A 14194-nucleotide genomic window follows, 5' to 3' on the forward strand; every position below is an offset into this window, starting at 1 on the left:
TATTTGTAGAAAAAGATTAATCAGCGTAATCTAAATTTTACTTATTAAACCAATAATAAATTGATCTAAACACATACCTGATGTCTAAAAAGTTTGATAGATTTGATTTTAAGCGCATTTTTGATTTTTATCTTACCGTTTTAATAGAAACATCCAATACATAAAAATATTGTTACCTAACCTTATGGATATAGCCATTTTCCCACTTCAACTGATTGCTTTCCCCGGCGAACGTTTAAATCTCCATGTTTTTGAGCAACGTTATCGTGATCTTTTTAATGATTTAAAAGCTGATAGGACGATGACTTTCGGAATTCCGCCTGTGGTAAAAAACGAGATTCACTTAATGGGTACACAATTAAAATTAGTAGAGATTGTGAAACAATATGAAACCGGCGAAATGGACGTTATTACAGAAGGTATCGGGGCATTTGCGATCAATAAGATTTTTAACCCTTATGGGGATAAGGCCTATGCAGGGGCAAATGTAGAAATTTTACTAGATGATGATCATTATGATCTGGCCAAATTTGAAGAACTACAAAACCTTTATGAAGAGTTTCAAGCCATGCTTACCCAACGAAAAGAAATTTTGGATAAAGATCCTAAGAAATTCTCTTTCCAAATTGCGCATTATGCAGGCTTAAATGAAGAACAAAAGCTGGCTTTGTTAGCAACCCCATCAGAAGAAGAAAGGCAAGAGATCATGATCGATCATTTTAAATTTATTATGCCCTCTATGCGTAGTATCCAAGAAACGCAAAGCAGGATCATTGCTAATGGACATTTTAAGAATTTACAATCTTTTAAGTTTAACCCGGGTAAATGAAAGGTTTTAGGCATCAACTATCAAGATGCAAGATGCAAGAAACAACACTCAAGATGCAAGAAACAAGATGCAAGAAACAAGACTCAAGAGGCAAGAAACTAGATGCAAGAAACTAGATTATATTTGTTTTTGAATTAAAATTCAATTTATTATTAAATTCAATCCTTCAAAACTCTATCAGTTACCTGTGCAAAAATCAAATCCTCAATCATTTATTATAGATGGCAATTAACGAGATTTTAAAGCAATATTGGGGTTTTGATAAGTTTAGGCCGCTTCAAAAAGAAATCATTAAATCTGTTTTAGATAAAAAAGACACCCTGGCTTTATTGCCAACCGGAGGTGGCAAATCGGTTTGTTTCCAAGTTCCGGCGATGGCAATGGATGGGATCTGCATCGTAATTTCCCCATTGATCGCTCTGATGAAAGATCAGGTTCAAAATCTTCAAAATAAAGGGATTCAAGCTATTGCGGTAGTTTCTGGGATGGGAAAAAGGGAAATTGATATTGCCTTGGATAATTGTATCTATGGCCCCATAAAATTCTTGTACCTCTCGCCAGAGCGTTTGCTTTCTGATCTGGTAAAAGAGCGCATCAAACACATGAACGTTAATTTATTAGCTGTTGATGAAGCGCATTGCGTATCTCAGTGGGGTTATGATTTTAGGCCGCCATATCTACACATTGCCGATTTTAGGGAAATACATCCAAAAGTACCCGTTTTGGCACTTACAGCTTCGGCAACAGAAAAAGTACAAGAAGATATTTTAGAAAAGCTGCACTTTAAAAGCAAAAATATATTTAAGAAAAGTTTTGAAAGGGATAACCTTAGCTACTCTGTTTTAAACCAAGAAAACAAGCTACAAAAACTTTTGGATGTTTGCAATGGTGTAAAAGGAAGCGGTATTTTATATGTACGTACCAGAAGAGATACGGTAGAATTAGCAAAATTCCTCAATCAAAATAAAATTTCGGCTCAATACTATCATGCTGGTTTAAATTTAGAAGAAAGGGCACAAAAGCAACAATTTTGGTTAAACGATAAGGTGCGTATTATGGTGGCTACCAACGCTTTTGGGATGGGAATTGATAAGCCAAACGTAAGGTTTGTGATACATTACGAGATGCCAGAAAGCTTGGAAGCCTATTACCAAGAAGCGGGAAGGGCGGGAAGGGACCAAAATAAAGCTTACGCTGTATTGCTTTACCAGCCAAGGGATAAATTGGTTTTCGAGAAAAAATTTGAACAGAACTTCCCGGATGTAAATTACATTAAACAGATTTACCATTTTTTGTGCAATTACCTACAAATCCCTTATGAAGGTGGCTCAGAAACTAATTATGAGTTCAACATTGCCGATTTTTGCTCAAAATTTCAGCTCAATGTTTTAAGTGCCATAAGTGCCATCAAATTTTTGGAGCATGACGAGTATTTTATACTAAGTGAAAATGCCTTGCTACCCTCAAGGATACAATTTATTGTGGGTGGTGATGATCTATACAAATTTCAGGTAGAAAACGCCAGGTTTGATGGTTTTATAAAATCTATATTAAGGCTTTATGGCGGTGCCTTTGATCAATTTATACAAATCAGAGAGTTTGATATTGCCAAAAAAAACAATATCGATAAAAGCTTGGCAATCTCTTACTTAGATGAGCTTGACAAGCTAGAAATCATCAGTTATCAGAAGCAAACAGATTTACCACTGCTCACTTTTTTAAAACCAAGGATCCCAAGCAAAGATTTACTCATCGATCAAAATTACTATCAAGATCGAAAAAAAAATTATCATCAAAAGATGGTTGGGATGTTGGATTTTGTTGAAAAGGAAATTTGTAGGAGCATTATGCTATTAACTTATTTTGATGAGAAAAACGCCCAAAAATGCGGGATCTGTGATGTTTGTTTAGCAGAAAAACGTAGTCGGCTAAACGATTTAAGAGAGCAGATAGCCCTAAATATCAATCAACTATTGGCCCAAAATACCCACTTAATATTAAAAGATCTATTGTCAAAAATAAAAAAGGGCGATGAAAGCGAGAAGTTGGATATTATTAGATTAATGTTGGATGCGGGCGAACTCAAAACCGATGGAGATTTATACTATCTTTAGTTCTTTTGCTTTAAACGTATTTGATGGTATTTGTAAAGCTTATAAATGGTTAACATTAAGTTGCTGTTTTTTGTTGGATTTTCTATTAATAACCCTCTGATTTTTTCTGTAATAGAACTGTTTTTTATTGATAATAAATTAGTTAAATAAAACTTGCCCAAAAATTTGTATCTCTTGCTAATCCCAACAAAATCAACAATTTGTAATTGTTTTTTTATATCGATGATTTTTAAAAGGTTGATCAAAGATTGGTCAACATCGTTCAAAAAAAGCCGATTGTTTTTTAAATCATCATGTATCACTTTATTGTTTATAATCGCCATGCTAATTCCCAAAAGTTTTGCCTCTAAACCAAAAACAACGTCTTCATAACCATAATCTTTGATCTGCTCGCCGAATCGCAAGTTATCAAACACACTTTTTCTTATCATGAAGTTATTAGAATGGAAAAAACCCTGATTTTTACTTTCAATGTTAAAACCATAATTCCAATGTAAAAAGTGGTTATTATCGGGTTTTAAATCAGCGTAAGCCCTTCCGCCGCTTACAATGTCTGCTTTTATATTATCAAGGTAGGTTTTAATAAAATTATGGTCTTCGATCTTGCCATCAGCATCCAAAAAAAGCAGTAAACCATAAGCAGCTTCTTTTGCGAGCAAGTTTCTAATTGCAGATCGCCCAATATTTTTATCTAAATAGATTATCCTAAAAGGCTTTCTTTCAAATTGTTGTAGGTATTTTTTTTTATTGTTTTGAGAAGCATCATCGATAATCAAGATCTCGAATTTTAGCCTTAAACGCTCGCATTGCTCTTTTAAAGTATTAAAAAGCAATGGGTTTTGGTAATTAAAATGCGGGATGCAAATAGATAGCATGGCGAAATTTACAATATTAAGTAGAAATATTTTTATTAAGAGCCTGTTTAAATTTGTATCGTAAAAATGTTTATAGCTTATTTTTTCATCTTCTGTTTATTGTTTTTGAAGGATATTCAAGAAGACTTATTGTTTTTTTGATTTTAAAAAAGCAAATTTTGTAAAGATATTAGGGACTATCTCGAAAAAAGCAGAGCTTTTTTGAGCGCCGATAAAAATTAACTCTTAATTGCATTTAGCATTGTAGGATCAAATCAGATAAAGAAAAACCGGTATATTTATCACAAAATTAGAACCCACATGAAAAAATTAGCTTATTTATTTTTGTTCACGGTCATCTTGGCGATTAGTGCCTGCAATTCGGAATGTATAAAAGGTTCTGGCAACCAAAAAACAGAAGAAAGAAGTATCCCAGAGTTCAGTAAAATTGAATTTGAGGGCAATATTAAGCTTACTCTTTATCAAGATGATAATACATCTATGAATATAACCTCTGATGATAATATCTTAAAAGAAATAAAAACAAGTGTAGATGGCGATGTTTTAAAGATAAAAATTAAAGGCAATTATTGTGATCTAGGCCCAATTGAAATTGTATTGCACACAAAAAAAATAAATAAAATTGATGCTTCCGGTTCGGCAGAAATTAATTCTGCAACTGCTATCAAGTCGGATAACTTTGAATTGGACCTAAGCGGGAATTCTAACGTAAATTTAGAATTGGTTACAGGGAGATTAGATGTCCAATCTTCTGGTTCTGCTGCCATAAACCTAAAAGGGCAGGCTAGGGAGAATAATTTAGAAATGAGCGGCTCTACACAATTAGAAGCATTTGATTTAGTTGTTGGAGATTATAACATCAAATCATCTGGTTCTTCAGATTGTAAGATAAACGTTTTAAATAGTTTAAATGTTAAATCTTCTGGCGCAAGCAACATCCAATATAAAGGAAATCCTAAAACGGTTAATAATGATAAGAGCGGCAGCTCAGATTTGGTTCATATAAATTAAGTCAGATCAATTTCAATCTATTGGGGTATAATTTCTAAAAGATACCTTATTTATTATCTTTGGAAAATGAAACCTTTAGTATCCCCGTCTATACTTTCTGCAAATTTTGCCAATCTAGAAGATGATATCATCATGCTGAATAAAAGCGAGGCGGATTTAATCCATGTAGATGTAATGGATGGCGTTTTTGTACCCAATATTTCTTTTGGTTTCCCGATAATTGCGGCAGTTAAAAACTTTGCTAAAAAACCTTTGGATGTACACTTAATGATCGTAAACCCCGATAGGTATTTAAAAGAATTTAAAGAATGCGGTGCCAATATTATTACCGTACAATATGAAGCTTGTACGCATTTGCACAGAACTATCCAACAGATCAAAGAGCTTGGCTGTAAAGCTAGCGTAGCGGTAAACCCACATACGCCCGTAATGTTGTTAAAAGATGTGCTTATAGATCTGGATATGGTTTTGATCATGTCTGTAAACCCCGGTTTTGGTGGGCAAAAGTTCATAGAACACACTTACACCAAAATTAGGGAATTAAGAAATATGGCCAACGAATTAAACCCAGCTTTATGGATAGAGGTTGACGGGGGCGTAAGTACACATAATTCTTTAGCACTATTAAAAGCAGGTGCAAACGTTTTGGTTTCTGGTAGCGCAATTTTTGGGTCTATCGATCCGTTACATACCATAGCCGAACTAAAAAATATCACTCCAGACTTATTATCAGCCTAAAATTTCCTATCTTAATGCTTAAAAAGCTACTATTAATTTTGTTTTTTATCCCTTTTGTTTCAAAGGCCCAAGATGTTTTTTTGGTAAAAGGACTGATAAAAAATGAACAAGAAGAGCCTTTGGAAGGTGTTAGGATAAAGGTTCAAGACAGTAAAACTTTTGCCATAAGCAAAGAAAACGGTAGCTATCAGTTTAACTTAAAATCTGGGGATTACATCTTCACATTTTCTTACTTGGGTTATAAAACAATGAATGTTCAAGTGAAGATCGTCAATAAAAACATTGATCTATCTGTTACTTTAAATAAAGACCTTCAAAGTTTAAAACAAGTGGTAGTACAAGATCGCCAGGCCAGAAATACCGGGATGATCAATATCGATGCAAAATTGGCATCCAGCAATCCTAATGTTTCTCAAAGTTTCGAGTCTATTTTAAAGCAGCTCCCGGGCGTATCTACCAATAACGAGCTAAGCTCCCAATACTCGGTTAGGGGAGGTAATTTCGATGAAAATCTTATTTACATTAATGATGTTGAGATTTATAAACCTTACTTGGTAAGAAATGGGCAACAAGAGGGTTTAAGCTTGATCAACCCCGATATGGTTGGCAACGTAAAATTTTCTGCTGGTGGTTTTACGCCAAAGTACGGCGATAAGCTATCTTCTGTTTTAGATGTACAATATAAAAACCAAGATTCTGTTAAATATACTGTTGGAGTAGGTACAAACGGCGTATCGGCAACTGGCTTTTTTAACTATAAAAAGCTTTCTGGTGCGGTAGGCTTTAGAAACAAACAGAATAAACTCATTCTTAATTCTCAGCCTGTTGTTGGTGCTTACAACCCTCAGTTTTATGATTTACAGGCTTTGTTAAATTATCAAATTAACGATAAAACGAGCTTGAATTTCTTAGGGATCTACAATACCAGCAAATTTGGTTTAATACCAGAATCAAGAGAAACACAGTTTGGAACGTTTAATCAATTATTAAGGTTGAGCGTAGATTATGAAGGCCAAGAGAAAGACGAGTTTAATAACCAAGTTGCGGCACTCACTTTAAACAGTAGGCTAGGAACAAAAAGCAATTTAAAATGGATAAATTCTATGTTTTTGATAACAGAGAAAGAGAATTTCGACATTTTGGGCACCTATATTTTTGATGAAATTGAAAACGATTTTGGCAGTAGCAATTTTGGGCAGGTAAAAGCCAACAGAGGCATTGGTGCTTACCAGAATTATGGAAGAAACGAGCTAAGGGCAGATGTTTATGCAAGCGATTTAAAGTTTAACTTCCAAACAAGAAAAGGCTTTTGGGAAACAGGAGTCCGTTTTCAATATGATAAAGTTGCCGATGTTTTAAAAGAATTTGAACTGATAGACTCTGCGGGTTATGCCATCCCAAACAAATATGATAATTTCAGCTTATCAAAATCTGTTGATGCTGCCAATGGTGTAAATACGCTCAGATATAGCGCTTATGTACAAAACACCGGAGATATAAGCCCTAAAATCTCATATACAGGTGGCTTAAGGTTTAACTATAATAATTTTACCAAAGAGTTTATCCCAAGCCCAAGGATGGTGTTTGCTTACAGGCCAAATGAGAAAAAAGATTTGGTCTATCGTTTTGCAACCGGTTTATATGTGCAACCACCATTTTATAGGGAAGTGAGAAATTTTGACGGCAGCCTAAATAGAAATGCAAAATCTCAGAAATCTTTACATTTTGTGCTTTCTTCCGATTATAATTTCAAAGGTTTGGGAACCAATTTAAGGTTTAGTGCCGAGGCTTATTACAAAGACCTATATCAACTCACACCTTATGATATAGAGAATTTAAAGATACGTTATTATGCCGATCAAAACGCAAAAGGTTATGCCACCGGTCTAGATTTTAGCATCAGCGGCGAGTTTGTGAAAGATCTAGAATCTTCTTTTAGGCTATCATTAATGAAAACCGCAGAAAATATTGATGGGGATTCATACCTCCAAAAAAAACAAGATGGTAGTACGCAAACCATTTATCCTGGCTATATCAACCGCCCAACAGATCAAAGGGTAAATTTCTCGGCATTTTTTCAAGATAAATTATTCAAAAGCCCAACTTATAAGGTACACATGAATTTGCTGTACGGTTCAAGGTTGCCAACCGGGCCGCCTGCATCTCCCCGTTATGCCCAAAGTTATAAAATACCAGCCTATAAACGCTTTGATATTGGTTTCTCAAAAGATATTCTAGATCCAGAGAGTACGCACAAACCCAAACTTTTAAATAAATATTTTAAATCGATAATTATCTATGCCGAGATTTTCAACGCTTTAAATATCGATAACACAGTCTCTTACCTTTGGGTTACCGATGTAAACAACTTACAGTTCGCAATCCCGAATTATTTAACATCACGACAATTAAATATCCGATTGATCACTAAATTTTAAAATAAATTAGTTATCCGCAATGTTTATCATAAATTTGAACATAATTTAAAATCGATATAAAAACTATAAAAAACACATGATAAATCAGGTTTTTTAACGATAAATATAAAACAACCCCAAACTATATAAAAATGAAACATAATTTTGGCGCTGGCCCGTGTATCTTACCTCAAGAAGTATTTAAACAAGCCTCTCAAGGAGTTTTAAATTTTAATGATACAGGTCTGTCTATTTTAGAAATCTCACACAGGGCACCAGAATTTGTTGCCGTAATGGAAGAAGCCATTGCTTTGGTAAAAGAATTATTGAAAGTGCCAACTGGTTATTCTGTGATTTTCTTACAGGGTGGTGCAAGTTTGCAATTTGCAATGGTTGCCTATAATTTATTGGCAGAAGGAAAAAAAGCAAGTTATATTGATAGCGGTGTTTGGGCTAAAAAAGCTATTGCAGAAGCTAAATTATTTGGCCAAGCCGATGTAGTTGCATCTTCTAAAGATAAAAATTATAGCTATATCCCCAAAAACTATACAGTTGCTGCCGATAGCTCTTACCTTCATTTTACTTCTAACAATACCATTTTTGGTACAGAGTTTCATCAGTTTCCCGATAAAAAGAATCACTTGGTTTGCGATATGTCATCTGATATTTTTAGTAAAGAAATTAATGTTGCAGATTTTGATTTGATTTATGCAGGAGCTCAAAAAAACATCGGGCCGGCGGGTGCTACCCTGGTTATCGTAAAAGATGAGATTTTAGGCAAAACGGGTAGAACAATACCTTCTATGTTAGATTATGAAAAGCAGATAGCTGCCGAATCTATGTATAACACGCCTCCGGTTTTTTCTGTTTATGCAGCCATGTTAAATTTAAGGTGGTTAAAAGCAAAAGGAGGCGTTGCAGCAATAGAGAAAGAAAACATCACAAAAGCCGATGCTTTATACAAAGAAATTGATAGGAACCCATTATTTAAAGGAACTACGGCTACAGAAGATAGATCTAGGATGAGCGTATGTTTTGTAATGGAAAATCCAGACCTAGAGAAACCTTTCTTAAAATTTGCAGAAGAAAAAGGCTGCATCGGGATTAAAGGGCATAGGAGCGTAGGTGGTTTTAGGGCATCTTTGTACAATGCCTTACCAATTACGAGCGTTCATGTATTGGTAGAGGCAATGCAAGAGTTTGAAGAAAAAAACAAATAACCAAACCAAATAATATATAATGAGAATTTTAGCTAACGACGGAATAGACCCAATTGGAAAAAAACTTTTGGAGGATGCCGGAATTGAAGTGGATACCAATAACATTCCCCAAGATCAATTGGCTGCAAAGCTGAATGATTATGATGGAATTACCGTGAGAAGTGCAACCAAGGTAAGAAAAGACTTAATTGACGCTTGCCCCAATTTAAAGATTATTGGCCGAGGGGGAGTTGGGATGGATAATATCGATGTGGAATATGCTAAAAGCAAAGGTATTGCCGTAGAAAACACACCAGCATCTTCTTCACAATCTGTTGCCGAATTGGTTTTTACACATTTGTTTAACGGTGTAAGGTTTGTTTACGATTCTAACAGGAAAATGCCTTCATTGGGAGATTCTAAATTTAACCAACTAAAGAAAGATTACGCCAAAGGAATTGAGCTAAAAGGTAAAAAAATAGGTATAATTGGTTTTGGGCGTATTGGAAAAGAAACGGCCAAACTAGCCTTGGGCCTTGGTATGGATGTTTTAACATTTGATTTATACGATATTCCTGCAACTTTAAAATTAGAGCTTTCTGGTGGTGTAACCGTTGATGTACCTGTCAAAAAAGTAACTATGGACCAACTGCTAAAACAATCAGATTTCATCAGTTTACACATTCCGTTTACAGAAAAACCGGTTTTAGGGGCAGAGGAATTTGAAAAAGTTAAAACAGGCGTAGGCATTGTAAACTGCTCTAGAGGCGGTACAATTGATGAAGATGCTTTAATTGCAGCTTTAGATAGCGGTAAAGTTTCTTTTGCGGGTTTAGATGTTTTTGATAACGAACCAACTCCCAGAAAAGACCTGTTAAATCATCCAAAAGTTTCTTTAACGCCACATATTGGTGCCGCAACAAACGAAGCTCAAGAAAGAATTGGCGTAGAATTGGCAAACCTGATCATCGGACATTTAAAGAACTAATCTTTTTCTCATCTAATTTAATATCCAACCAGATTTATCAAGTTTTAAACTTGATGGATCTGGTTTTTGGTTTTAGGGCTCTTTTTCTTAAATAGATTCCTTCCAAAATAAAATTTAACTATTTTCACGGCACAATTTAATTTATCGATAATGAAATTATTGGAAGGAAAAACTGCCCTGATCACAGGCGCATCTAAGGGAATTGGTCGTAAAATAGCAGAAAAATTTGCCCAACATGGTGCCAATGTGGCTTTTACCTATCTATCATCTGTAGAAAAAGGCGAAGCTTTAGAAAAAGAATTAACCAATTTCGGGACAAAAGTTAAAGGTTACCGATCTGATGCCTCTAAATTTGCTGAAGCCGAACAATTGATCGCAGATATAGTATCTGATTTTGGAACTTTGGATATTGTAGTGAACAATGCGGGGATTACAAAAGATGGTTTGCTAATGCGCATGAGCGAAGAGAATTTTGATGATGTGATCGAGGTTAACTTAAAATCGGTTTTCAATACAACCAAAGCAGCATCTAAGGTTATGATGAAAAATCGTAAAGGTGTATTCATTAACATGAGTTCTGTTGTTGGGGTGCAAGGAAACGCTGGTCAGGCTAATTATGCGGCTTCTAAAGCTGGTATCATCGGTTTTACAAAATCTGTTGCTAAAGAGTTAGGCTCCAGAAATATCCGTAGCAATGTTGTTGCCCCAGGTTTTATCCGTACAGAAATGACAGAGGTATTGGACCCAAAAGTTGTGGAAGGTTGGGAAAAAGATATTCCTTTAAAGAGGGCCGGGGAAACAGAAGATATAGCCAATGTTTGTGTGTTTTTGGCCTCTGATATGAGCGCTTATATTACCGGGCAAGTTTTGAGCGTGTGTGGCGGAATGTTGTAGTTTATTTGCTCATTAGTCAATGGTTAATTAGGTTTTTAAGTTTTAGTCCATTAGGTTGGGGTAAGTTTTTAGTTAATTAATCAATGCTTAATTAGGTTTTTGGATTAAAAGCTTGATAATTATTTAAACTTATTAAGTTACAAATGATAACCAGCAAAGCAACTGATTACAGAATACAAATAACCACAATAAAAGTCAACCGATTACTAAAAAATGCTCATTTCACTGCTCTTTAACGATCTAAGTGCCTGGCTCATTATCCCTTGTTTATTTTTGGGCGGTGGCTTTGCTTGGTTGTTGTATCAAAAAAGCAATCTGGATGATAAAAATCTTAAAACAATTCTTTTTGCCACAAGGTTTTTAACTATCAGCGTTCTTTCTTTTTTGCTGCTTGCACCATTACTAAAATCGGTTAAGCAAAGGTTAGAGAAACCCTTGATCATTATTGCCCAAGATGCCTCCGCATCTATAAGCATTGCTGCTAACCCCAATTTCGATAGCTTAAAATACCATCAAGATTTTAAACAACTAGCCAAACAATTATCAAAAGATTATGATGTAAAGGTGTTAAACTTTGGAGACGGCGTTAATGCAGGCTTCCAATTCAATCAAGATCAAAAACAAACCGATTTTTCACAATTGTTCTCTTACATCAAAAATCAATATATTAACCAGAATATTGGGGCGTTGATCTTTGCATCTGATGGGATTTATAACCGAGGCGCAAGCCCCGTTTCAGAAAATAATAAACAGCTTTTCCCTATTTATACGGTTGCCCTGGGCGATACTATCCCTAAAAAAGACCTAGTAGTTTCTCCTATCAACTACAATAACCTAGTATATCTAGGCAATGATCACGAGATAGAAATACCTGTTTCTGCTTTTATGGCCAAAGGCTTAAATTCTGTGTTAAAAATTACCACTAATGATGGCCAATCAAAAAATATTGCTTTAAATATCGATAAAGAGAATTGGAACAAAACATTCAAGATCAATTTAGAGACAAAGAAAAAGGGCATACAAAAAATTGTGGTGCAAGCAGCGGCAATTAAAAACGAACTAACTACCCAAAATAATACCCAAACTATTTTTGTAGAGGTTTTAGATGGGAAAGAGAAAATCCTGATTTTAGCAAACGCCCCGCATCCCGATATTGCTGCCATTAAACAAGCCATAGAAAACAATAAAAATTATGAGGTAAAAGTGGCTTTCGCCGATGATTTGCCAAAGAACATCAAAGATTACGGATTGATTATTTTTCATGATCTTCCGTCTGTCGATCATCCGATAAATCAAGTTTTTGAGCAAGCAAATCAAAAATCAAAATGGTTTATTATTGGTAACCAATGCAATACATCGGCTTTAAGCCAAAAACAAAACTTGTTGAATATTAGTGGCCAAAGCGTATCACAAGAATATTTATCGGTTCTAAATCAAGATTTTACCGCTTTTAGTTTGAACGATTCTACAAAAACGGCTTTAAACAATTTAGCACCCTTAAACGCCCCTTTTGGTAATTATAGTTTAAAATTGCCCGGTTCAATTCTATTTTATCAGCAGGTTGGAAATGTAAAAACCAATGCGCCATTATTGGCTTTTGCAAACGATGCTGGCGTTAAAACGGCTATTTTAACAGGGGAGGGCATTTGGCGTTGGCGGTTAGAGGATTTTGAGAAAAACGAAAATCATGATGCTTTTGATGAACTGATCTCAAAATCTGTTCAGTATTTAAGTGCAAAAGATGATCAAAGAAAGTTTAGGGTTTACCCATCAAAAAATAGATTTGCTGATAATGAGCAAGTTATTTTAAATGCAGAGCTTTATGATGATGCTTATAATTTGAATAACCAACCAGATGTAAATATTGATATTAAGGGCAAATCTGGGAAAAAATATAGTTTTTTGTTTTCTCGTATGGGTAAATCTTACCAATTGAACGCTGGTTTTTTACCCGCAGATGAATATACCTTTGAAGCGAAAACAAAATTGGGCAAAAACAATTTTACAGCAACCGGATCTTTTTTAATTGAACAACTGAATATAGAGCTGATGCAGACCACCGCAAACCATCAATTATTATATAATATGGCCAAAACTAGCGGAGGGGAAATGGTACAAGCCCGAAATCTGAAGAAATTGGCAGAACTTATCCCTAAAAACGAAAAAGTTAAAACCATCAGTTATGAAGAAAAAAGTTATGATTCTTTAATCAACCTAAAATGGGTATTTGCTACCATCATTCTTTTATTAAGTATAGAATGGTTTTTAAGAAAAAGAAATGGCGCTATCTGATCTAAACATTGGGGAGGTAATTACCGTTTTAGGAACATTTTCTTTTGCGGTATCTGGGGCTTTTGCGGCAATGCAAAAAAGATTAGACGCTTTTGGGGTGTTGATCATCGCATTTGCAACTTCTGTTGGTGGTGGTACTTTACGTGATATTTTGATTGGCGATTCTCCGGTTTTTTGGTTAAAAAACGCCAATTATTCTTTATTGATCTTAGCTACTGGCTTGGTAGCCATGATCTTTTGGAAGAAAATAAAATCGTTAAAAATCACACTTTTTTTATTCGATTCTTTAGGCCTTGGTTTTTTTACTGTGGTGGGCCTTCAAAAAGGTATCGCTTTTGGTTTAAGTCCGGGTATTTGTGTAGCCTTAGGAACAGTAACCGGCTGCTTCGGTGGTATTACCAGGGATATTTTATTAAATAACATTCCGCTTATCTTTAGAAAAGAAATTTATGCAACTGCCTGTATTATAGGGGGTTTGGTTTACCTATTGTTAAGATATTTTGGCTTAGACGAGGCAATAGTAAAGTTTACCGCAGTAAGCGTGGTATTTTTGATCAGGATAATAGCCGTTAGGTTTAAACTTACTTTACCACGTATTTATTGATTTATTTTCTCCTGCTAATAATCAGTAAATTGTCTGAATAAGAATGATTTTAGGATGGACAGGATTAAACCTCAACCAATTTTACCATTCAGCTTTGTGAACTCTGTGTCCTTTGCGGTTAAAGAATTTCTCCAGCAGATTTCGCAGAAAACCGCAGATAAAAAATTAGCTTTATTCTTTAATGATATAAAAAACCATTAAGGAATGAAGAAACATTAAGCTTTTGATGCGTT

Annotated in this window: 11 protein-coding genes; 10 read left to right on the forward strand and 1 reads right to left on the reverse strand. The window is 34.8% G+C overall.

Annotated elements, in window-relative coordinates; all coding sequences use genetic code 11:
* Window positions 1-169: 169 nt before the first annotated feature.
* Both I5M32_RS10735 and I5M32_RS10740 read left to right on the forward strand, forming a co-directional pair.
* The gene (locus tag I5M32_RS10735; protein ID WP_200586240.1) at window positions 170-829 is read left to right on the forward strand and encodes an LON peptidase substrate-binding domain-containing protein; all 660 of its coding nucleotides are present in this window, start codon (window positions 170-172) and stop codon (window positions 827-829) included.
* Between the two features lie 221 nt (window positions 830-1050).
* Complete coding sequence (locus tag I5M32_RS10740) at window positions 1051-2943, forward strand: RecQ family ATP-dependent DNA helicase (protein WP_200586241.1); 1893 nt, start codon at window positions 1051-1053, stop codon at window positions 2941-2943.
* Here I5M32_RS10740 and I5M32_RS10745 read toward each other — a convergent pair.
* Window positions 2940-3818, reverse strand: coding sequence for a glycosyltransferase family 2 protein (locus I5M32_RS10745; protein ID WP_200586242.1), 879 nt, complete (start codon window positions 3816-3818; stop codon window positions 2940-2942). The genes I5M32_RS10740 and I5M32_RS10745 overlap by 4 nt on opposite strands.
* A 300-nt stretch (window positions 3819-4118) precedes the next feature.
* Between I5M32_RS10745 and I5M32_RS10750 the strand changes: the two genes are divergently transcribed.
* The 8 genes from I5M32_RS10750 to I5M32_RS10785 all read left to right on the forward strand — a co-directional run bounded on the left by I5M32_RS10750 (window position 4119) and on the right by I5M32_RS10785 (window position 13961).
* Entirely contained in the window at window positions 4119-4829 is a 711-nt protein-coding gene (locus tag I5M32_RS10750; RefSeq protein WP_200586243.1) for a head GIN domain-containing protein, read from the forward strand.
* A 66-nt stretch (window positions 4830-4895) separates the two neighbouring features.
* The gene (gene rpe, locus I5M32_RS10755; RefSeq protein ID WP_200586244.1) at window positions 4896-5567 is read left to right on the forward strand and encodes a ribulose-phosphate 3-epimerase; all 672 of its coding nucleotides are present in this window, start codon (window positions 4896-4898) and stop codon (window positions 5565-5567) included.
* Between the two features lie 14 nt (window positions 5568-5581).
* Complete coding sequence (locus I5M32_RS10760; RefSeq protein ID WP_200586245.1) at window positions 5582-8005, forward strand: TonB-dependent receptor; 2424 nt, start codon at window positions 5582-5584, stop codon at window positions 8003-8005.
* A 131-nt stretch (window positions 8006-8136) separates the two neighbouring features.
* Entirely contained in the window at window positions 8137-9204 is a 1068-nt protein-coding gene (serC, locus tag I5M32_RS10765) for a 3-phosphoserine/phosphohydroxythreonine transaminase (RefSeq protein WP_200586246.1), read from the forward strand.
* Between the two features lie 19 nt (window positions 9205-9223).
* Entirely contained in the window at window positions 9224-10171 is a 948-nt protein-coding gene (locus I5M32_RS10770) for a D-2-hydroxyacid dehydrogenase (RefSeq protein WP_200586247.1), read from the forward strand.
* Between the two features lie 150 nt (window positions 10172-10321).
* Window positions 10322-11065: a 3-oxoacyl-[acyl-carrier-protein] reductase gene (fabG, locus tag I5M32_RS10775; RefSeq protein WP_200586248.1), complete on the forward strand. Its 744-nt coding sequence runs from the start codon at window positions 10322-10324 to the stop codon at window positions 11063-11065.
* A 213-nt stretch (window positions 11066-11278) separates the two neighbouring features.
* Complete coding sequence (locus I5M32_RS10780) at window positions 11279-13357, forward strand: hypothetical protein (RefSeq protein ID WP_200586249.1); 2079 nt, start codon at window positions 11279-11281, stop codon at window positions 13355-13357.
* Window positions 13344-13961, forward strand: a complete 618-nt coding sequence (locus I5M32_RS10785) for a trimeric intracellular cation channel family protein (protein ID WP_200586250.1) — start codon at window positions 13344-13346, stop codon at window positions 13959-13961. Before I5M32_RS10780 ends, I5M32_RS10785 begins: the two co-directional genes overlap by 14 nt.
* Window positions 13962-14194: the final 233 nt, after the last annotated feature.

The sequence above is a fragment of the Pedobacter segetis genome (assembly GCF_016623585.1).
GTDB classification, from domain to species: Bacteria; Bacteroidota; Bacteroidia; order Sphingobacteriales; family Sphingobacteriaceae; genus Pseudopedobacter; species Pseudopedobacter segetis.

What these genes read in the sequence shown, in the direction of transcription:
- I5M32_RS10740 (WP_200586241.1), top strand. Translation starts at nt 1,051, where the DNA reads ATGGCAATTAACGAGATTTTAAAGCAATATTGGGGTTTTGATAAGTTT.
- I5M32_RS10745 (WP_200586242.1), bottom strand. Translation starts at nt 3,818, where the DNA reads ATGCTATCTATTTGCATCCCGCATTTTAATTACCAAAACCCATTGCTT.
- I5M32_RS10750 (WP_200586243.1), top strand. Translation starts at nt 4,119, where the DNA reads ATGAAAAAATTAGCTTATTTATTTTTGTTCACGGTCATCTTGGCGATT.
- rpe (WP_200586244.1), top strand. Translation starts at nt 4,896, where the DNA reads ATGAAACCTTTAGTATCCCCGTCTATACTTTCTGCAAATTTTGCCAAT.
- I5M32_RS10760 (WP_200586245.1), top strand. Translation starts at nt 5,582, where the DNA reads ATGCTTAAAAAGCTACTATTAATTTTGTTTTTTATCCCTTTTGTTTCA.
- serC (WP_200586246.1), top strand. Translation starts at nt 8,137, where the DNA reads ATGAAACATAATTTTGGCGCTGGCCCGTGTATCTTACCTCAAGAAGTA.
- I5M32_RS10770 (WP_200586247.1), top strand. Translation starts at nt 9,224, where the DNA reads ATGAGAATTTTAGCTAACGACGGAATAGACCCAATTGGAAAAAAACTT.
- fabG (WP_200586248.1), top strand. Translation starts at nt 10,322, where the DNA reads ATGAAATTATTGGAAGGAAAAACTGCCCTGATCACAGGCGCATCTAAG.
- I5M32_RS10780 (WP_200586249.1), top strand. Translation starts at nt 11,279, where the DNA reads ATGCTCATTTCACTGCTCTTTAACGATCTAAGTGCCTGGCTCATTATC.
- I5M32_RS10785 (WP_200586250.1), top strand. Translation starts at nt 13,344, where the DNA reads ATGGCGCTATCTGATCTAAACATTGGGGAGGTAATTACCGTTTTAGGA.